Genomic DNA, 18596 nt, shown 5'->3' with positions numbered 1-18596 from the left:
TCACGCACCTTGTGTGGGCGGTCGGGATGGGCGCCGGTAGCCTTAAGATCACCGCGCAGATTCTTGGGCAAGGAGAACCGGATGTCCTCTGTTGCGGTGGTAACCGGCTGAACTTCCGGATAACCGAGATCCCTGAGGGTTTCCACCACCTCGCGGACGAGGATTTCAGGAACCGATGCACCAGAGGTGATGCCGATTGTGGTGACGCCGTCCAGCCACTCGGGCTGTACCTCCGCCGCAGTATCCACGCGGTAGGCGGCGCCAGCCCCGGCTTCCAACGCCACTTCAACCAGCCGTACAGAATTCGATGAGTTCGCCGATCCCACAACAATCACCGCATCGCAATCGGGAGCCATGGACTTAACGGCGCCTTGGCGATTAGATGTTGCGTAGCAAATATCGTCAGAAGGTGGATCGATCATCTTTGGGAAGCGTTCGCGCAGCAGAGCAACGGTCTTGAGAGTCTCGTCTACGGACAGGGTGGTCTGGGAGATCCAGACAACCTTCTCCGGGTCACGGACAACAACCTGATCCACTTCCTCTGGACCGTTGATCACCTGAATGTGTTCGGGGGCCTCGCCCTGTGTGCCCTCAACTTCTTCGTGGCCGGTATGCCCGATGAGCAGGATGTCGTAATCGCTGTTCGCAAATCGCACGGCCTGCTTGTGGACCTTGGTGACCAGCGGGCAGGTGGCGTCGATCGTTTGAAGGTTACGAGCCTCCGCCTCGGCGTGAACCTGCGGCGAAACGCCGTGTGCCGAAAAGACAACGCGAGCACCTTCGGGGACCTCGTCAGTTTCAGAGACGAAAATGGCACCACGCCGCGTCAAGGTTTCCACAACGTACTTGTTGTGCACGATTTCCTTGCGCACATAAACGGGCGCTCCGTATAGCTCAAGGGCCTTCTCCACCGCATCAACGGCCCGATCAACGCCAGCGCAGTATCCGCGAGGGGTTGCCAAGAGAATCCTTCGGCCATCCGGTGAAGGATTCGAGGGAACGGTTGACGGGAATGCGGAGGCGCCCGCCAATGAAATGGTGGGACCAAAGCCAGTTTCTTGGACAGTCACCCCTTCACCCTACTGGCCTCCCATCTGGATCGCGAGAGTGACTGGACACACCGCACCCACCCACATCGCGTGGAACCCGCCCACACCGTGTGTGAGTAGTTGTGACGTCTCCTAGGAATGGGGAGCGGTAGAAGTTGGGAGCGGTAGAAGTTGGGAGCGCCAGAAGTTGGGAGCGGTATGGGACGCATGGCACAGAATTACCCACTCACATAATGACACGATAGGTACATGGCATCGAGAATCCCTGTGCCTGCTGATCTCCCTCAGCAAGCAGCACTCACCTCACCGGACCATCCGTGGCCCTTGAGGATTCTCTCTGCCAAAATCAAAGAGTACGTGGCCGCGATGTCGCGGCTATGGGTAGAGGGAGAGGTCATTACCCTCCAGCGCAGGCCTGGCGCCAAGGTGCAGTTCCTGACGTTGCGGGATCTTGAGGCGAACAGTTCGATCACGGTCAAGATTTTGTCCTTCTTGTTGCCCGATACGGTGGAATCCGGTAGCCGCGTTGTTGTGTGTGCCAAGCCGGATTTCTATGAAGGCAACGGCTCACTTTCTCTGTGGGCGGATGAGATCCGTCCCGTTGGGTTGGGGGATATTCTGGCCCGCCTCGAACTGCTGAAGAAACAGCTGGCCGCTGAGGGCCTCTTCGATCCGCGCCGCAAGAAGCCACTCCCCTTCCTGCCAGCCTCCATCGGGCTGATCTGTGGCCGCAACACCAAGGCGAAGGAGGATGTTGAGGTCAACGCGCGCCTACGGTGGCCGGCGGTTTCCTTCGATACGCGCGAGGTTCAGGTCCAGGGAAATGGCGCCGTTGAGGCCATGATCCACGCGCTCCAGTCTCTCGATTCCAATCCTGCCGTGGACGTGATCGTGCTCGCGCGCGGCGGCGGGAGCGTGGAGGATCTGCTGCCGTTCTCCGATGAACGCCTGATGCGCGCGGCAGCGGCCACCCGCACCCCGATTGTCTCCGCTATCGGCCACGAGGGCGACAGCCCAATTCTGGATCTCGTAGCGGATGTACGCGCTTCAACCCCGACGGATGCGGCGAAGCTTCTGGTCCCCGACGTTGCCGAAGAATACGCCGTGGCCGCCGAATGCACGCAGCGTATGCGCAACGCCCTACGCTCCCGGATCAATCACGCGGATCGCGATTTGGCCGCTCTCATGGCACGGCCGCCGTTCGCTCGCCCAGAAACCATGGTGGACATGCGCGAAACGGATCTCGCTTCGCTACGCCAGTGGCTCCGCAGCCACATGCGCCGCGCATTGGACGCTTCTGCCGCACACCTCACGAGCTCATTGTCCCAATTGCGGGCGCTTTCGCCGCAAGCAACGCTCGATCGCGGCTACTCCATTCTTCGCACCGATGATCAGGCTGGCGGCAGCATCGTCACGTCTGCTCACGCCGTTTCCGAAGGCGAGAGCATTCATGCAATACTTTCTTCCGGCTCACTCGATCTGGGAGTCACAACTGTTTACGAAGGAGAACGTCATGGTTAAGGTTTCGCAGCCAACCGGCCCTGACGCACACGACGATTCCGCGCAGAGCGCCCATACCCCCGACAAGACCCAGATCGCCGGCATTGACCAGCTCAGCTACGAAGAAGCACGCTCCCAACTGGTGGAGATCGTCACTCAGCTGGAGCAAGGTTCGCTTCCGCTGGAGGATTCACTGGCCCTCTGGGAACGCGGCGAGGCTTTGGCCCGCAAGTGTCAGGAATGGCTGGATGGCGCACGCAGCAGGCTGGAGGCCGTCACCGAACCAACGCCTAGTGCCGCAGATAAAGCCGCGACCGAGGAGGACCAATGAGTTCCCTAGTGATCGGTGAAGCCCTAGTTGATGTCATTACTGCTGCGGATGGCACGGTTGTCCGCCACCCCGGTGGATCTATGCTGAATGTGGCCATCGGTTTGCGGCGGCTGGGCCGCACCGTTCGCTTGGTCACGGATTTCGGGCAGGACTCTGATGGCGCCATGCTTGAGGAGTACGCGGCTTCCAACGGCCTCGAACTGTGGCTGCGCGAGGATGCCTTCCGGACAAGCCCCACATCCACCGCCTCCGTCACGGTAGCCGCGGATGGCGAGGTCTCCTATGATTTCGATTTCACGTGGGATATTCAGGACACCCCGCAATCGGCCGCATGCAAGCTCGATCTTGAGATCCTCGATCCAACTACGGTGGCCTTCGGTTCCTTCTCCACGCGTGTGGCGCCGGGTGCCGAGAAAGTATTGGACTGGATTCGCCACGTTCGCGGCGATGCCACGGTGTTCTACGATCCCAACGTGCGTCAGGTATTGCTCGATGATATCGAGGAGTCACGCCGCATGGTGAAGGAATCGGTTGTTCTTTCGGATATCGTCAAGGCCTCGGAGGAGGATCTGAGGGTCCTGTACGGCGAGGGCGTTAACTGCGAGAAGGTTGCCGAGGAGTGGCTCACTCTGGGACCTGCCATCGTTGTCATCACGCGCGGTTTTGCCGGCGCGGACGCCTATTCCTGTGACGGCTCAGTCCTCCATCAGCCCGCTCCACCTGTAGACGTGGTGGATACCGTGGGCGCGGGAGCGTCCTTCTTCGCTGCGTTGATCGACGGGCTGACCCGGATCTCTCTGGACGGCGCCGAGTACCGCGAGGACCTGCGCCGGATTTCGCCGGCCAACCTGCGAACATTAGTTGCTTACGCCGCCACCTCGGCAGCGATCACCATATCACGTCCGGGTGCGAGCCTTCCCACGCGCGGCGAGCTGGTTGATCAGCACGAGTTGTATCAGACGGCGGGAATGACGGGCGTTCCACTCTCCTAATCCGCATCTCTTCTGAGCGCCTATTCGTCCGCGATCGGGCATGGGCGCCGCGTTGAGAAGATTCGCCGCCTTGGATTCGGCACGAGGGGCAAGAACGTCGTCGTCGTTATTTTTGACGACGACGAAACCTACCTGCCAAACCCCCTACTTACCGAGCCGCCGCTCTCTCTGGGTAAAATCTCGGAGCGCGCGCAGGAAGTCCGTGCGGCGGAAATCGGGCCAATAGACCTCGCAGAAGTACAGTTCCGTGTGGACGGACTGCCAGAGCATGAAGCCGCTCATGCGCTGCTCGCCCGAGGTGCGGATCACCAGATCGGGATCGGGTTGACCCTTGGTGTACAGATGATCGGTGATGTCATCGAGGGACAGGGAATCCGCCACGTCGGTGAGGGTGTGACCGGCTGCCGCTTCGTCACGCAGAAAATCGCGAACGGCATCGGCGATCTCTTGGCGTCCGCCGTACCCAACGGCGATGTTGACACGGACTCCCTCCACGTTGGCGGTTTCCGCTTCGGCAGCGCGCAGGCGGTCACGGCTGAACTCGGGGAGCATATCCAGATTCCCCACCATAGCAAGGTGCCAGCGGCCGGTTTCCGCGAGGACCTCTACAACCTCACAGATGATTCCCATCAGTTCGTGGAGCTCTTTCTCATCCCGATCAAGGTTATCGGTGGAAAGCAGCCACAATGTGACGATACGGATCTGGACTTCTTCGCACCACTCGAGGAATTCGGTGATGCGATCGGCGCCCATGCGGTGGCCGTATGCGGCGGGCTGGCCAAGCTCGCGCGCCCATCGGCGATTGCCGTCCAGAATCACGGAGACGTGATTGGGCAGGAGGCCGCCTTCCAACTCGTGCAGCAGGCGCTGCTCATACAACCGATACAGAAACGTAGGTGCGCGCACTCGAGATCCCCTCTCCATAGGACATTCAACAGATTATCGCCTGATGGTCCGCATTCAGGGAGGCTTGAGCATATTTCCCATTAATCAAACACACATCTTGCGTAAATGCTGGGCGTTTGGGTGCACTGGGCGCGCTCGGTCAGCGGCGGCACGGCGGGAGCGGGGCGAGGTTGGGCAAGGCTAAGGGTGCTAGAGGACGCGCCAGGCTAGAGGCGCGTGAGGACGCGCGATGGGAAATGGCAAAGCGGGAGGGACATCCCTAACAGAATCGCACTGGCCCTGCCCTTCCCCACCTCCCGGCCATAGAATGGCGCTGAGACCAACGAATCCTTGGAGGATTGATGAGCGCTTCCATAGAGCACCAGGCACCATCGGCCGAGCGAAAAGAATCCGCTACGTCCAAGATTGCCGCCCGCAAGGAACGGCTCAACGCCCTGCCCAAGCCTGCCGCCCGCGGCTGGATCCATGCTGTAACTGCGCCGTTGGCTCTTGCCAATTCGATCGTTCTGGTAGTTCTGGCACCCACTGCGGGTGTTCGGGCCGCCTGCGTGGTGTTTGGATTATCGGCCGTGTTCCTCTTCGGAAACTCGGCGGTGTACCATCTGGGGCGCTGGTCCGTGCGCGTCCATTCGGTCCTGCGGCGGATTGATCATTCCAACATCTTCTTGCTCATCGCTGGCACCTACACCCCGCTTGCCGTGGCGCTCTTGCCTGCGCGTACGGCGGCTCTCGTGCTGGGCATCGTGTGGGCCGGAGCCATTGGCGGTGTTTTGCTCTCGGTGTTCAAGCCCGGGGCTCCGCGCTGGCTGTACACCCCACTGTATGTGGCGCTCGGGTGGGTTGCGGTCGGGTTCCTACCAAACTTTTGGCAGGCGGGCGGTCCTGCCGTTGTATGGCTGATTATCGCTGGAGGCCTTTCCTACACGCTCGGAGCGCTGTGCTACGGCTTCCGCTGGCCGAACCCGTGGCCGCGCGCATGGGGCTTCCACGAGTTCTTCCACACTGGGACTTTGTTCGGTTATGCCTGCCACGCGGTGGCTGTATGGTTGGCAGTCATGGCCTAACAGGTCACGACGCGACCTCGCAGATCATGACATGATCTCGCAGATCGTGACGCAGCCTCGTGGGCCATGGTTTATTCTGACAGGTCGTGGTGAGCTAGCTGCGTTCAACAAGCCGAACCGTTCACCTTTCGCGCAATAGTTGCGTAAAAGGCGGCCTTCAGTTGATTTACGTGGCTACGCTGGTAGTGTTGCCAGCAGTAAGACATGCCCGTAGCCGCGGGCATGACTTTTTTTGTATCGCCGCCCATGCGGCACCTACGCACAGTCGCACCTGCGGCTACTAACTCCGAAGGAGCATCAGATGGCTGAAGATAATCAAGGTACGTGGCTATCCCCCGCTACTTTCGAACATCTGCAAGCAGAGCTGGAAGAAATGACCACGGTCAAGCGTGCAGAGATTGCACAAAAGATCGAGGCCGCCCGTTCCGAAGGTGATCTCCGTGAGAACGGCGGATATCAGGCAGCTCGCGAAGAACAGTCCAAGATGGAGGGCCGGATCATCGAGCTCACCCATCTGCTCGAAAACGCTCACGTGTCCGCGCCAACCAGCACGGATACCGTTGTGCCAGGCAACGTCATCACCGCCAAGATCGCCGGTGATGAGGAACGTTTCCTTATCGGTTCGCGCGAACAGTCAGATTTGGTGGACGTTGAGGTGTACCCGGAAAACGCGCCGCTCGGACAGGCCATCATCGGCCTCAAGGCCGGCGATAAGACGAAGTTCCAGGCACCAAATGGCCGCAAGATCCCGGTGGAGATCGTCAAGATCGAAAGCCTCGATCACTGAGCCACAGCCGATATGTCACTAAGCCGGCGCGGATAGGCATCGGCTAGCAGATTTCGCTCTGCGCTTGCCTCTCTATTCTTTAGCTCCACGAGCGGGAGAATAGGGAGGCAATGCTTTTTAGATCTGGGGGTCATCGTGTTTTTATGGGATGAAGCGGACAAGACGAAGATGGTTTCACGGGAAGATGCACTGAAGGGCCGCGACACCACCGTGTTGCCGGAGCCTCAGCCGCACACGGTCCTTGGAACCGATCTCCTTGGCGAACCGGAAGAAGATCAGGAGATGATCTATCTAGCCTCGGGATGTTTCTGGGGTGCGGAAAAGCTTGCGTGGGAACTGGGCGCAGATTCCACGGCGGTTGGCTACATGGGCGGATTCACCCCCAATCCAACCTATGAGGAAGTGTGCACGGGCAAGACCGGCCATGCGGAAACAGTCCGCGTGCTCTACACGCCATCCAAGCTTCCCACCGCTACGCTTCTGCAGGCCTTCTTCGAATCCCACGATCCCACCAGTTTGAACCGGCAGGGTGGGGATATCGGCACGCAGTATCGTTCGGCGATCTTTACCACCACGCAGGAACAGGAAGATACGGCGCGTGAGATGATCACGGCGTATCAGGACAAGCTGACGGAAGCCGGCCACGGAGCCATCGTCACTGAGGTGCTCTCAGTGCTGGAAGCTGGCCGCTTCTACCCGGCCGAGGACGAGCACCAGCAATACCTCCAGAAGAATCCAAACGGCTACCAGTGCCATGCGCGCACGGGAGTCGCCTGCCCGATCCCCGGCTCGGGTCCGCTCGCGCAGTAGGGCAGGCAGCAGTAGGGCAGGCAACCTACTCCCCGGATCCGTTACTTCCCGGTTCCGGTCCCCGAAACATACCGCGCAAGGTATTCGCCCGTCACGGTCGATCGCTGCTCCACCATGTCACGCGGCGTGCCCTCGAACACGACTTGCCCTCCGTCACGCCCGGCACCGGGGCCCAGATCAATGATCCAATCGGCATGGGCCATGACCGCCTGATGGTGCTCGATAACAATCACGGTTTTCCCGCTATCAACCAAACTATCGAGGAGCGCCAGCAGCTTCTGGATATCAGCCAGATGCAAGCCACTGGTTGGCTCATCGAGGATGTAGATTCCACCCTTCTCCCCCATGTGAGTGGCCAGTTTGAGGCGCTGGCGCTCCCCGCCAGAGAGAGTGGTGAGCGGCTGGCCCAGCGGCACGTATCCGAGGCCCACATCGTGGAGGTGCGTGAGAATCTTCTTCGCCGCCAGAACCGATGAATCGGGTGCGCTGAAGAGTGCCAGCGCCTCGTCGATCGGCATTTCAAAGATCTCGCCGATGTTCTTGCCGCCGAATTCGTACTCTAAAACCGCCGGTTCGAATCGTTTGCCCTCGCATACTTCGCACACGGACGTCACGCCCGTCATCATCCCCAAGTCCGTATAGATCGTTCCGGCGCCCTTGCAGTTCTCGCATGCGCCCTCAGAGTTCGGGGAAAATAGCGAGGGTTTTACCCCGTTTGCCTTGGCGAAAGCCTTCCGGATTGGGTCCAGAACGCCCGTATAAGTCGAAGGGTTTGAACGGCGCGAGGCTTTGATGGGAGTTTGATCGACGACGACGGCCTCCGCCTCATTCGGAATCTCGCCAATGAGGGAACTCTTACCCGATCCAGCCACACCGGTCAGCACGGTGAGTACTCCCTTGGGGATATTCACGGAAACGTCCCGCAGATTGTTGGCGGTGGCACCTTCAATGGCAAGGTAGCCATTCGGCTTGCGGCAACTATCTTTGACGGCCACCCGATCGGCTAGGTGCTGCCCGGTAAGCGTGGCGGATTCACGTAGCTCCGCCACCGTACCTTCAAAACAAATCTGGCCACCGGAACTACCAGCGCCAGGCCCGATATCAATGATGTGGTCCGCAATCTCGATGACGTCTGGCTTGTGCTCAACAACCAGAACAGTGTTGCCCTTGTCCCGCAGCTTGAGGAGCAGATTATTCATGTGCGAAATGTCGTGAGGATGTAGGCCCACCGTTGGCTCATCGAACACGTAGGTGACGTCCGTTAGGGCGCTGCCAAGATGCCGAATCATCTTGGTGCGCTGTGCCTCGCCGCCCGAAAGTGATCCAGCGGGCCGGGCAAGCGAGAGGTATCCCAGCCCCATGTCCACGAACGAATCGAGCACCTCCGCGAGTCCAGAGGTCAAGGGACTGACGGAGCTATCGGCGATTCCGCGTACCCATTGCGCGGCCTCGTCAATCTGCATGTCGCATACGTCCGCGATGGAGACGCCATTGATACGGGCATCGCGGGCGCCTTGGCACAGCCTCGTTCCCTCACACTCCGGGCACCCTGTGAAAACCACGGCACGATCAACGAATTCACGCACGGCTGGCTGCATCGAGTCCCGTTCCTTCTTCAGCATCGCCTTTTCGATACGCGGAATGAGGCCCTCGTAGGTCAAGTTCATCTCTTGGAAACGGATCTTCTGAGGCTCGGCGTACAGGAAGTTGTGGAGCTCTCGCTTCGAGTACTTCTCGATCTTTTTGTCCGGATCAACCATCCCTGACTGAGCGTAGATCTTCCAATTCCAGCCGCCCACTTTGTAACCCGGAATCTTCAGCGGATCTTCGTTGAGTGACTTGGAAGCGTCATACACTTCATCCAGATCGATGTCATTGATGCGTCCCATGCCCTCACATCGCGGACACATGCCTCCAAGCGCCGTATACGTACGCTTGACCGGCTGAACCGATGTTCCCTTCTGGACCTTGAGTGCGCCGGTGCCGCTGACGGTTGGAACATTGAAGGAGAAGGCCTGTGGCGGGCCCCAATAGGGTTGCCCGAGCCGCGAGAACAGGATCCGGAGCATCGCGTTAACGTCAGTTGCCGTTCCAACTGTCGAGCGAGGATTCGATCCCAGCCGTTCCTGATCTACCGTGATGGCCGTGGTGATACCTTCCAGCTCATCAACGTGCGGCCGCTCAAGGGCGGGCATAAATCCTTGGAGAAATGCGGGATAGGTTTCGTTGATGAGGCGCCGCGATTCAGCCGCAACCGTGTCAAACACGAGCGAGCTCTTGCCTGATCCAGACACCCCGGTGAAAACCGTTAACTGGCCCTTGGGGATATCAACATCGATGCTCTTGAGGTTGTTCTCCTGGGCGCCGCGTACGCGTATCGCTCGATTATGCACGTCGTTCAATGATCAGGCCTTCCACATTCCATCCGCTACGCCGCTCTAGCGCACCGCTGAGTGTAGCGAAGCGAAGGTGGTTCGTCAGCTTTGGAGACGAACACCTCGCAGTGAATCGGCGCGTGCTGCGGCTAAGCTGGTGGGGATTGATAGGACTGCAATCCGAAAGGACACCCATGCCTCAACTACCTACCGTCACCGGCAGCTTTGGCCAGACGCCAGAACTGACCTTCCCTGACAGCCCCGCCCCGAAGGGTCTCCACATCAAGGTGCTAGAGAAAGGCACCGGCCCCACTGTGACAACCGGGCGCGAACTTCAGGCCAACTATCACGGCCAGATCTGGGGAGGCGGCGTATTCGATTCCTCGTTCCAGCGTGGCACGCCCGCAACGTTCCCGATTGGCGTTGGGGCAGTGATCCAAGGATGGGATCAGGGCATCGTTGGCAAGAACGTGGGCTCACGCCTCCTGATCTCCATTCCTCCTGAGAAGGGCTATGGAGCCGCCGGGCAGCCAGCTGCAGGTATTGGCGGAACCGATACCTTGGTGTTTGTGGTTGATCTGGTGGGTGTCCAGTAACGGCATCCAGCAACGGGGCCTTGAACCCCGCATCGATGTGAGTGAAGGGCCGGAAGCATCAGCTCCCGGCCCTTCACTCTGCCAAAACTCTTATGGCGTTCGTCAATCCTCCATAAGAAGGATCAACGATTGGAGGCAAGTATCATCGCGATACGGAGAACCTCCACGTAGATCCACAGAATCGTCATGACGATGCCGAAGGCACAGGTCCATGCGAACTCACGCGGTGCGCTGTTCTGAACGGCCAGCTTGACCGTCTCAAGATCGCTGATCAGCATGTAGCCAGCGATGGCGATAATGACCAGCCCAAGAACGATTCCGAATGCTCCCCCACGCATACCAAAGCCTGGCAGGATGCCCGTCCATACGAGGACGAGGTTCATGATGCCAAAGATAATGTAGGAGATGAGCACAACGGAGACGATCCGGCGTCCCTTGGGAGTTGTCCGCACCTTGCCGCTGACGTGCAGGAATACGGCGACCGCAACCACGATGGCCGTACCGAGTACAGCTTGAAGTCCAATACCCGGATAGAGCGTGTCAACGGCTCCCGTGAGCGCACCGAGCGCCACACCTTCAAGAAGTGCGTAGCCAACAGCAAGCCACGGCTTGACCATCTTCTGGAAGGCCGCCACCATGCCAATAACGAAAGCTGCTAGGGCTCCGCCGATTGCCAGGACAAGAATGCCATTCGTGCCGATCGAGGGCGTGAGAGCCATCGCCACAGCGCCCGATACAACGGCCACAGCCAGAAGGATCAGGGTTTTCACCATGGCATCGTCATACGTCATAGCCCCCGGGCGCGCCTGCTGGCCGAATGCTCCAGCGTATTGCTGCTGCGGGGAATACTGGCCCGCGTATTGGGCCTGAGCGTAAGGATCGTACTGGTTTTGACCGTACTGATTCTGTGCGTACTGCCCGTACTGATCTTGCTGGGGGTACTGCTGACCCTGATTCGGCGCGGCGTAGTACGAATTTGGTGTTGTCGCTTGCCCTTGGAAGTAAGGGTTGCGATTCATAACTGGATTGTTGCTCAATGGTCCTCCTCTTGCGGATGAGCATAACTGAGCACTGCAGAGCAATGACCACGGCCATCTTAATCGATAGGACTAAGGTAATGCACTCCCTGCTTAGCCATCAGCGCAAAATGAGACGGAAATGAAACCCCACCGGCGCGCGAAACCCGCCACTTTCTGAAAGTCCACCACCCCGTGGAAGCCCAGACTTCTTTGCAGGTTGGCCATGTACGGTTCGTTATGTTGTGTTTGTACCATCGAAAGGATTCTCGTGATTAGCGTTGAGAACCTCGTGAAGAGCTACGGTCACACGACAGCTGTGAACAATCTGAGCTTCACGCTGTCCCAGGGAAAGGTGACGGGCTTCCTCGGTCCGAACGGCTCCGGCAAATCCACCACCATGCGCTGCATCGTCGGGCTGGATCGCCCAACTTCGGGGCGTTGCACGATTGGCGGCGTAGAGTACGGGCAGCTGAAATCACCACTGACGTCCGTTGGCGCTCTGCTGGATGGTAAGGCTTTCCATCCCAAGCGCACGGCCCGCCAGCAGCTGAGAGTAGTGGCGCGCACGCACGGCATCCCGGACAAGCGGGTGGATGACGTGCTGGAGATGACCGGCATCGCCCAAGTGGCGGACAAGCGCCTCAAGGGATTCTCGCTTGGAATGGGCCAACGCCTTGGTATTGCCAACGCTCTGCTCGGTGATCCCGAGGTTCTCCTGTTCGATGAACCTGTCAACGGTCTAGATCCAGACGGCGTGCGGTGGGTACGTGACCTCATGCGCGATCTTGCGGCACAGGGCCGCACCGTTCTGGTTTCCTCCCACCTGATGAGCGAGATGTCGGTCACTGCCGATGAACTCGTGGTGATCGGCCGCGGCGCCCTCATCGCCTCCGGCCCCATCAAGAATTTCACGGAGTCAGCCACGCACACAGTGGTCCACGTGGCCGGCCCCGAGCTGGCCGCCATGGCAGAGGCGCTAGGCAACGCTGGCCTGTCCGGAGTGCGCCGCGATCCTAGCGCCGATTACCCGAATGGCGTGCTCGATATTCGTGCCGCTGATCGCGCGCAGATCGGCCACATTCTTCACGAGGCCAACTTGGAAATCCACGAGCTCTCCGATTCCCATTCCTCGCTTGAGGATGTGTACATGGAACTCACACAATCCTCCGTCGAATACGGGATTGGCGCGCCAGTTCCGGGCCTGGGCAACGCTCCTTATCCGCAACAGGGGGCTCCACAACCCGGGATTGCTTCGATGCCGCCCCAAGGCATGCCACCGCAAGGGATTTCCCCACAGGGCACCTATCCCCAACCGCCCGCCGCGAATCAAGGAGGTGCCCGATGAGCAATCGCCCCTTGGTCCTCGATCCTCACGTGTACCGATCGTCTTTCATCAATTCCTTGCTCTCGGAGATCCGCAAGCTCGCGTTTCTTCGGAGCTTCTGGGTGCAATCGGCAGCGATGATTGGGCTGTACGCCCTCATCATGTGGCCGGTGGGCGCTTCGCAGAATGAATACGGCGATTTTCAGTTGGACGCTCAGGTAGTCACCACCGGCATTTCTTTCCTCATCATCTTCGCATTCGCACTGGGAACCAGCGCCGTCACCAACGAGTATTCATCCAACACGATGCGTACAACCACGCTGTCAGACCCATCGCGCCTGCGTTCCTATACCGCGAAGCACGTGGCAGTGTTCCTCATGATTGGCGCCGTCAATCTGGTGCTCACGGTAGTCTCAACTCTGGTCTACACCGTGTTTGCCGATGGCTCGTGGGATTTCGGCAACGGTAACGTCCGTGCTCTGGTCATGTTCTGGCTAGTACTCACCACCGCCACAACGATGGCCACCTCGCTGGGCTACATCCTCCGCTCCACCGCAGGCACCATCACATTGAGTATGGTCCTCGTGTACGTGTCCAACGCGGTGACACTCATCAACATCGAATGGATTCGCGAGACTCTGGTCGATTATTTGCCACTGCAGTTGATCCAAAGCTCCACGTCAACGGATTTCGGCGCAAGTTTCTACGACGTCTCATGGAGCACCTCCGGCATCGTGTGGATCCTGTACGCCCTTGCCTTCTGGCTCCTTGGACTCCTGCGCTACACACGTTCGGACGTCTGAGTCCTTGCTTTACTGACGCTCGGGGCCCGGTTTGTTGCCGGGTCCCGAGCTTTTTTCTGCCGCCTACGTGAGGTTCAGAGGCATCGCGGAGCGTTCGTCGTCGTTATTCATAACAACGATGTTGAGGACGACGACGAAGCTTCCCACTCACCCACCCCACAACGGTAGTTTTCCACAAAGCAACTCCCTTACATCGCTAGAAAACTACCGAACTCTGCCGTAGTGTTAGTTATGTACCGTCCAAAAGAATAATGCGGTATCTATCTACCTTTCGTCGATAGTCAACAGTTAACAAGGGAGTGACACTGTGGCGGCCTTCTTAGCGGTCTTCGCATTACTGACCACGCTCGGAGCGGGATTTCTTCTGATCAAAGGGCAAAAGCCCGTGATCGTGCTCCTACTGGCAGGATTTCTTCTCATCGCGGTGTCCACCGCATTCCAACCGGACTTCGCCATTCTGGACGAGGAATCCACGTCGGGTTCCCGATGGCTGGACGTTATCGGCATGTTCGAGAACGTGGCGGGCAGCCAGCTCACTGGCGTTGGCCTCATCATCATGTCCGCAGGCGGATTCTCCACCTACATGAACAAGATCGGTGCATCGCGAGCGCTGGTGGAATTACTTTCCGCGCCCATATCAAAGATCAAGCACCCCTACATGCTGCTGGTGTTTACCTACCTGCTTGGCGCCGTGCTGTTCATGTTTATCCCGAGCGCTGCCGGGCTAGCAATTTTGCTTCTCGTGTTGGTGGTTCCCGTGCTCACGGCGGCTGGCATCACGCCAGCGGCCTCTGCCGCGGTGATCGCCACCGCCTCCGCCATGCCGATGGGGCCAGCATCTGGAACCTCAGTTCTGGCGGCCGGAACCATTGACCTATCCCCTGTTGTGTACTTCGTGCAGTACCAGCTGATCGTGGCCATTCCAACGTTTATCGCGATTTCGATCGCCCACTACTTCGTCCAGCGCCACTACGACAAGAAGGGGATGGAAACCTACAAGCCCACCGATATGCAGGCGGCGGACGATACGGCATCCGGCCCGCGCTGGTACGCACTGTTCCTCGTGCTGCCTATCGTTCTGCTCATTATCTTCAGCCCACTGGTCAACGATTCCGTGGAGCTGACCACCGTGGCGGCCTTCATCATCGTGTGGCTGGTGGCAATGATCTGCGAAATGATCAGGAACCGTTCCTTCAAGCAAGCTGCGGATGCCTCCACCGCATTGTTCACTGGTATGGGCAAGATGTTCGGCGGCGTTGTTGCGCTCATCATCGCCGCGCAGATCTTCGCCGAGGGCCTGACCGCCACCGGCGCCATCGACATGATGATCGAAGGCGGCGAGAAGCTGGGCGCAGGCTTCGCAGTGATGACAATCGTGTTCACGCTGATCGTTGGGCTGGTTACCTTCCTCACCGGCTCCGGCGTTGGCGCCTTCTCCGCCTTCTCGGGACTGGTGCCCAACATTGCGTCCGGGCTGGGTGGATCCGCCGCCGCACTTATCACCCCGATGGAGTTCGCTTCGGGGTTGTTCCGGTCCATGTCCCCAATATCCGGCGTTGTGATCGCCGTGGCTGGTGGAGTTGGCATCAATCCGATAGATGTTGTGCGCCGTACCGTGCTGCCCATGGTTGTGGGCCTCATCGTCATGGCCACCGCTAGCCTCATTCTGCTGTAAGCAAGCACTGCGGGCACGCTATCTTCGGGGAGCACACACCTCCCCATGTCGGGTAGAACTACTGCCCATCCCGGAAAGAATATCTCCCGCCCCTCACAACTAGACTCAAGGAGAACAATGGGTATTGGAGCCCTGAACTCAGCCATTTACAAACGCGGATACACCACGCCTCGTATGGAGGATGTGTGGTCCGAAGGCTCACTCGTGGGCGCCATCTTTGACGTGGAGGCCGGTTTGGCCAAGGCGCAAGCGGATCTCGGGATTCTTCCAGAGGCCGCCGCACAGATGATCCGGGAGGCAGCAGTTCCTAGCGATGATCTGATTGCGGATGTCTCGCGCGGTAAAGTGGGCAACCCGCTGGTAGCTGTGCTTGATGCGCTGCGTGCACGCGTCCCCGATGACGCGCGCAGGTGGGTTCACTATGGAGCCACCACGCAGGACATTCTTGATACGGCGCGAGCTCTTCAGATTCAGAGGTCAGCAACGATCCTCCTAGACGAACTGGACGAATTGATCAGCGCAGTGGCGCAGCTTGCGGAAACTCATGCCGAGACTTTGATGGTGGCTCGGACCAACGGCCAGCACGCCCTGCCCACAACGCTGGGCATGAGGTTCGCCCGGTGGCTGGCAGAGTTGCGCAGGGATCGCGAACGGCTCGTTCAGATGCGGCCACGCACGGAGATCATCCAGTTCTCCGGGGCTGCCGGAACCTACGCTTCGCTCGGGGACGACGGACCTCGTACTGCTCAGGTTCTGGCCGAGCAACTTGGCCTGACCTATGAACCACTTCCGTGGCACGCGGCCGGGGACATCATGGCAGAAGTTGCCTGCACAACTGCAATCTACGCGCAGAGCCTTGGAAAGATCGCCGAGGATCTGTTTGCCATGCAGCGCACCGATATCGGTGAGGCACACGAATCCATGGATGCTCACTCTTCCGGATCATCCACCATGCCGCAGAAACTCAACCCGTTCACCACGATGAAGGCCTCCGTAAGTGCCCGTCTTGTGGCCGGGATGGCCTCCACCGTTCTCACTCAAGCCCCCGCGGCCGATGAACGTGATCACCGCCAGTCCGAGGTGCAGCGCGATCTCATTCCTCAAATCTTCGTGGCCACGGAAGGCGCCTCCGCGAAGCTGCTGGGATTACTGGGAAGGCTTCACTTTGATCGCGATGCGCTCCGGGCCAATCTTGATCAGGAGGGCGTTCTCCTCATGACCGAGGGAATCATGATGGCTCTAGCACCACGCTTGGGTCAGGAGGGCGCCCATGATCTTCTACAGGCGTTCGCGCAGGAGCACCGAGCAACCGGCGTTGGGTTAGAGGAGTTTCTTGCCGAGCGCCCCGAGGTGCTGGACAAGATCGAGGGAATCGATATCACTGCGCTGTCTCAGCCGGAAAACTACACGGGGCTGTCCGCGCGGCTCTCGCGCGAGGCGGCTGGACCCGTCAGGTAGGTTGCGGAACCTGTCAGTTAGGCCACTGAACCGGTCAAGTAGGTGGGCGAACCCGTCAAGTAGGCCGCCGAACCCGCCGAGTAAGCAGGCTCAAGCTGAGGGTATTAGCGATCGGGCCAGATGAACATGTTCAGCTGGTCCGATCCTTCTTCTATCAGCCGGGTGCGGTCGAGTGTTCGTTCGGGATGGCGATGCTCCATCCCCGCCAGCAAGGACTCCAGCATGAGGAGCATCGTGGCGCGGCTCTTGAACCGAGGCGTGGGATCCGATTGAACAAGGAGCACGTGATCCGAGTAAATGCGAAGCGGGCTAGTCGCGCGATTCGTGAGCAGGATTGTTGTTGCCCCGCGCGATCGCGCAAGCTTGAGAGTTGCTTCAACAGGCATAGGGTGGCGGTCAAAAGCCGTAGCAAAGACAACCGAATCTGCCGTGAGATCCACTAGCTCGTGGGAGTTCATATCAATCCCCGACAGCATGTGCACGTTCCCTCGTTGGTATTTGCACAGCAGGTAGAAATAGTGCAGTAGCGTGCGTCCCGTAGCAACAGAGATGAGGAAGAGCGGGCGCGATTCATCGGCCAGCAGATCTGCGATCTGGGTAAACTCCTCGGTTGAGACCGTATCCATTGTTTGCTGGATGTCACCCGTGGCCCGGGTGAAGTGCTGAACCATCTCCATGCCCGGCCCATCCGGGATGGATTCGGTGCCGCGCTGGAGCGGGCGATCGAAGTTCGCTTCCACCTCGCTCTTCACCGATGCCGAGAAATCCCGGAAATCAGCGTAATCGAGCCTGCGCACAAAACGAGTCACCGATGTGGCGCTGACTCCTGTCCCCTGGACGACTGTTTCAAGGTTCTGGAACGCCAAACTTGGGTAGGACGCTTCGAAGTAGTGCGCTAAGGTTTCCTCTGTTCCGGTCAAGCGGTCAAGGGATGCTAGGCGTTCAAACAGGCTCGGGCTCACAGGTCCATCATTCCACACTGCGGTCTCTCTTCGTTCTTTCCTGGGCTCAAGCTGAGGACATTAGCGTTGGTAGGATCACGGTATGGAAATCAGTGTGAACCTCAGCGAGGCCGATATCGATACGCTCGATCAGTACGCCGCTCAGGCGGAACTGAGCTCGCGGTCTGCTGCGCTGCGACAGGCGATACGTCTCCTTCACACCGAGGAACTCACTGCTGAGTATGTGACTGCCTATGCCGAGTGGGACCAGACCGTGGGCTCCGAGTTGTGGGGTCGGGCCGCCACGTCCGTCAGTCCTGAGGATCGAACTCAACCGATTCATCGATTTCTTCAAGAAGATCATCTGTGAGAACGTCAGCCTCGCCAGAAATCTCTAACGTCCAGACCTCGTACGTGTCTGGATCTGTCATGAACCACCAGCGACCAACCATATCCGCGTCATCATCGCCAACGTAGGTGAAGTCCGCAGTGAGGCTACGGAATGCCCCGGGGATATCCTCCTTGGAGCGCTCTCCTCGTTCCCATTCATCACCGTAGGTGCCCTCATAGTTCGCCTGCAGGGCGAGTGCGGACTCAACCACGTCAGGGTGCGGAGTATCCATGGTGTACGGAGCCACGCGTATCCGGATCGCCGGATCACTTTCGGCATCATCAAAGCCTTCAGGCCAAAGCTCGGTATTCTCCGATTCAGGCGTAGGGACCCACTCCGCCGGTATAGAGACTGCAACGTCTCCTAAATGCACGTCTTGCATGCCGGACTCAGCGGATTCGGTGACTTGGCCGTCCTCGGCCGCCACGCCATCTTCTGCTTGAGAGCATGCACCCAACACAAGGGCTGTAAGGAAACCCAGACCAACGCGGTGAATAGTCGTATTGATTTTCATCGTCATCATCTTTCTTTTCTTGATCAGCTCAATTCTCCACACCCTACAGGTCGAAAAGCCG

18 protein-coding genes are annotated in these 18596 nt (G+C 59.0%); 12 read left to right on the top strand and 6 right to left on the bottom strand.

Annotated elements, in window-relative coordinates; all coding sequences use genetic code 11:
- Positions 1-1031: 4-hydroxy-3-methylbut-2-enyl diphosphate reductase (locus tag ACTHV6_RS07905; RefSeq protein ID WP_441386775.1), on the bottom strand; the 1031-nt coding region annotated here is incomplete at its 3' end.
- 267 nt (positions 1032-1298) lie between these two features.
- Here ACTHV6_RS07905 and xseA point away from each other — a divergent pair.
- Genes xseA through ACTHV6_RS07890 form a run of 3 tightly spaced genes read left to right on the top strand, consistent with a single transcriptional unit; the run spans position 1299 to position 3872 of the window.
- Positions 1299-2570 carry an exodeoxyribonuclease VII large subunit gene (gene xseA, locus ACTHV6_RS07900; protein WP_441386743.1) on the top strand — a complete coding sequence of 424 codons (1272 nt, stop codon included), beginning with the start codon at positions 1299-1301 and terminating at the stop codon, positions 2568-2570.
- Positions 2563-2880: an exodeoxyribonuclease VII small subunit gene (locus tag ACTHV6_RS07895; protein ID WP_441386742.1), complete on the top strand. Its 318-nt coding sequence runs from the start codon at positions 2563-2565 to the stop codon at positions 2878-2880. The genes xseA and ACTHV6_RS07895 overlap by 8 nt, the downstream gene beginning before the upstream one ends.
- Positions 2877-3872 carry a carbohydrate kinase family protein gene (locus ACTHV6_RS07890; RefSeq protein ID WP_441386741.1) on the top strand — a complete coding sequence of 332 codons (996 nt, stop codon included), beginning with the start codon at positions 2877-2879 and terminating at the stop codon, positions 3870-3872. The genes ACTHV6_RS07895 and ACTHV6_RS07890 overlap by 4 nt, the downstream gene beginning before the upstream one ends.
- A 144-nt stretch (positions 3873-4016) precedes the next feature.
- Here the strand turns inward: ACTHV6_RS07890 and ACTHV6_RS07885 are convergent, their stop codons facing one another.
- Entirely contained in the window at positions 4017-4796 is a 780-nt protein-coding gene (locus ACTHV6_RS07885) for an isoprenyl transferase (RefSeq protein ID WP_441386740.1), read from the bottom strand.
- A gap of 323 nt (positions 4797-5119) precedes the next feature.
- Between ACTHV6_RS07885 and trhA the strand changes: the two genes are divergently transcribed.
- The 3 genes from trhA to msrA all read left to right on the top strand — a co-directional run bounded on the left by trhA (position 5120) and on the right by msrA (position 7439).
- Positions 5120-5842 carry a PAQR family membrane homeostasis protein TrhA gene (gene trhA / locus ACTHV6_RS07880; RefSeq protein ID WP_441386739.1) on the top strand — a complete coding sequence of 241 codons (723 nt, stop codon included), beginning with the start codon at positions 5120-5122 and terminating at the stop codon, positions 5840-5842.
- Between the two features lie 301 nt (positions 5843-6143).
- Positions 6144-6629, top strand: a complete 486-nt coding sequence (gene greA, locus ACTHV6_RS07875) for a transcription elongation factor GreA (RefSeq protein WP_441386738.1) — start codon at positions 6144-6146, stop codon at positions 6627-6629.
- 168 nt (positions 6630-6797) lie between these two features.
- Positions 6798-7439, top strand: coding sequence for a peptide-methionine (S)-S-oxide reductase MsrA (gene msrA, locus ACTHV6_RS07870; RefSeq protein WP_441386774.1), 642 nt, complete (start codon positions 6798-6800; stop codon positions 7437-7439).
- A 41-nt stretch (positions 7440-7480) separates the two neighbouring features.
- Here msrA and ACTHV6_RS07865 read toward each other — a convergent pair whose 3' ends face one another.
- Positions 7481-9832 (bottom strand): ATP-binding cassette domain-containing protein, encoded by a 2352-nt coding sequence (locus tag ACTHV6_RS07865; RefSeq protein WP_441386773.1) that lies wholly within the window; start codon positions 9830-9832, stop codon positions 7481-7483.
- A 176-nt stretch (positions 9833-10008) separates the two neighbouring features.
- On the opposite strand from ACTHV6_RS07865, the gene ACTHV6_RS07860 reads away from it, so the two are divergent.
- Entirely contained in the window at positions 10009-10410 is a 402-nt protein-coding gene (locus ACTHV6_RS07860) for an FKBP-type peptidyl-prolyl cis-trans isomerase (protein ID WP_441386737.1), read from the top strand.
- Between the two features lie 122 nt (positions 10411-10532).
- Here ACTHV6_RS07860 and ACTHV6_RS07855 read toward each other — a convergent pair whose 3' ends face one another.
- A complete protein-coding gene (locus tag ACTHV6_RS07855; protein ID WP_441386736.1) occupies positions 10533-11429 on the bottom strand; it encodes a Bax inhibitor-1/YccA family protein in 897 nt (298 codons plus the stop codon).
- A gap of 268 nt (positions 11430-11697) precedes the next feature.
- Here ACTHV6_RS07855 and ACTHV6_RS07850 point away from each other — a divergent pair, with 268 nt between their 5' ends.
- The 4 genes from ACTHV6_RS07850 to ACTHV6_RS07835 all read left to right on the top strand — a co-directional run bounded on the left by ACTHV6_RS07850 (position 11698) and on the right by ACTHV6_RS07835 (position 16689).
- Positions 11698-12774, top strand: a complete 1077-nt coding sequence (locus tag ACTHV6_RS07850; RefSeq protein ID WP_441386735.1) for an ATP-binding cassette domain-containing protein — start codon at positions 11698-11700, stop codon at positions 12772-12774.
- Positions 12771-13556 carry a hypothetical protein gene (locus ACTHV6_RS07845; protein ID WP_441386734.1) on the top strand — a complete coding sequence of 262 codons (786 nt, stop codon included), beginning with the start codon at positions 12771-12773 and terminating at the stop codon, positions 13554-13556. The genes ACTHV6_RS07850 and ACTHV6_RS07845 overlap by 4 nt, the downstream gene beginning before the upstream one ends.
- A gap of 307 nt (positions 13557-13863) precedes the next feature.
- Positions 13864-15231, top strand: a complete 1368-nt coding sequence (dcuC, locus tag ACTHV6_RS07840) for a C4-dicarboxylate transporter DcuC (RefSeq protein WP_441386733.1) — start codon at positions 13864-13866, stop codon at positions 15229-15231.
- A 117-nt stretch (positions 15232-15348) separates the two neighbouring features.
- Complete coding sequence (locus tag ACTHV6_RS07835; protein WP_441386732.1) at positions 15349-16689, top strand: lyase family protein; 1341 nt, start codon at positions 15349-15351, stop codon at positions 16687-16689.
- 104 nt (positions 16690-16793) lie between these two features.
- Here the strand turns inward: ACTHV6_RS07835 and ACTHV6_RS07830 are convergent, their stop codons facing one another.
- Positions 16794-17651 (bottom strand): MurR/RpiR family transcriptional regulator, encoded by an 858-nt coding sequence (locus tag ACTHV6_RS07830; RefSeq protein ID WP_441386731.1) that lies wholly within the window; start codon positions 17649-17651, stop codon positions 16794-16796.
- Positions 17652-17733: 82 nt separating this feature from the next.
- Between ACTHV6_RS07830 and ACTHV6_RS07825 the strand changes: the two genes are divergently transcribed.
- Entirely contained in the window at positions 17734-18000 is a 267-nt protein-coding gene (locus ACTHV6_RS07825; RefSeq protein WP_441386730.1) for a ribbon-helix-helix domain-containing protein, read from the top strand.
- Here ACTHV6_RS07825 and ACTHV6_RS07820 read toward each other — a convergent pair.
- Positions 17942-18535, bottom strand: a complete 594-nt coding sequence (locus ACTHV6_RS07820; RefSeq protein ID WP_441386729.1) for a hypothetical protein — start codon at positions 18533-18535, stop codon at positions 17942-17944. The two genes, ACTHV6_RS07825 and ACTHV6_RS07820, sit on opposite strands and share 59 nt — an antisense overlap.
- Positions 18536-18596: the final 61 nt, after the last annotated feature.

The sequence above is a fragment of the Ancrocorticia sp. genome (assembly GCF_052089425.1).
In the GTDB taxonomy this organism is placed as follows: Bacteria; Actinomycetota; Actinomycetes; order Actinomycetales; family Actinomycetaceae; genus Ancrocorticia.
The sequence above is the reverse complement of the archived record's forward strand: the minus strand, read 5'-3'. Positions and strand labels throughout refer to the sequence as shown.

What these genes read in the sequence shown, in the direction of transcription:
- ACTHV6_RS07820 (WP_441386729.1), bottom strand. Translation starts at nt 18,535, where the DNA reads ATGAAAATCAATACGACTATTCACCGCGTTGGTCTGGGTTTCCTTACA.
- ACTHV6_RS07890 (WP_441386741.1), top strand. Translation starts at nt 2,877, where the DNA reads ATGAGTTCCCTAGTGATCGGTGAAGCCCTAGTTGATGTCATTACTGCT.
- msrA (WP_441386774.1), top strand. Translation starts at nt 6,798, where the DNA reads ATGGTTTCACGGGAAGATGCACTGAAGGGCCGCGACACCACCGTGTTG.
- trhA (WP_441386739.1), top strand. Translation starts at nt 5,120, where the DNA reads ATGAGCGCTTCCATAGAGCACCAGGCACCATCGGCCGAGCGAAAAGAA.
- greA (WP_441386738.1), top strand. Translation starts at nt 6,144, where the DNA reads ATGGCTGAAGATAATCAAGGTACGTGGCTATCCCCCGCTACTTTCGAA.
- ACTHV6_RS07825 (WP_441386730.1), top strand. Translation starts at nt 17,734, where the DNA reads ATGGAAATCAGTGTGAACCTCAGCGAGGCCGATATCGATACGCTCGAT.
- ACTHV6_RS07855 (WP_441386736.1), bottom strand. Translation starts at nt 11,429, where the DNA reads ATGAATCGCAACCCTTACTTCCAAGGGCAAGCGACAACACCAAATTCG.
- ACTHV6_RS07845 (WP_441386734.1), top strand. Translation starts at nt 12,771, where the DNA reads ATGAGCAATCGCCCCTTGGTCCTCGATCCTCACGTGTACCGATCGTCT.
- ACTHV6_RS07860 (WP_441386737.1), top strand. Translation starts at nt 10,009, where the DNA reads ATGCCTCAACTACCTACCGTCACCGGCAGCTTTGGCCAGACGCCAGAA.
- ACTHV6_RS07835 (WP_441386732.1), top strand. Translation starts at nt 15,349, where the DNA reads ATGGGTATTGGAGCCCTGAACTCAGCCATTTACAAACGCGGATACACC.
- ACTHV6_RS07895 (WP_441386742.1), top strand. Translation starts at nt 2,563, where the DNA reads ATGGTTAAGGTTTCGCAGCCAACCGGCCCTGACGCACACGACGATTCC.
- xseA (WP_441386743.1), top strand. Translation starts at nt 1,299, where the DNA reads ATGGCATCGAGAATCCCTGTGCCTGCTGATCTCCCTCAGCAAGCAGCA.
- ACTHV6_RS07885 (WP_441386740.1), bottom strand. Translation starts at nt 4,796, where the DNA reads ATGGAGAGGGGATCTCGAGTGCGCGCACCTACGTTTCTGTATCGGTTG.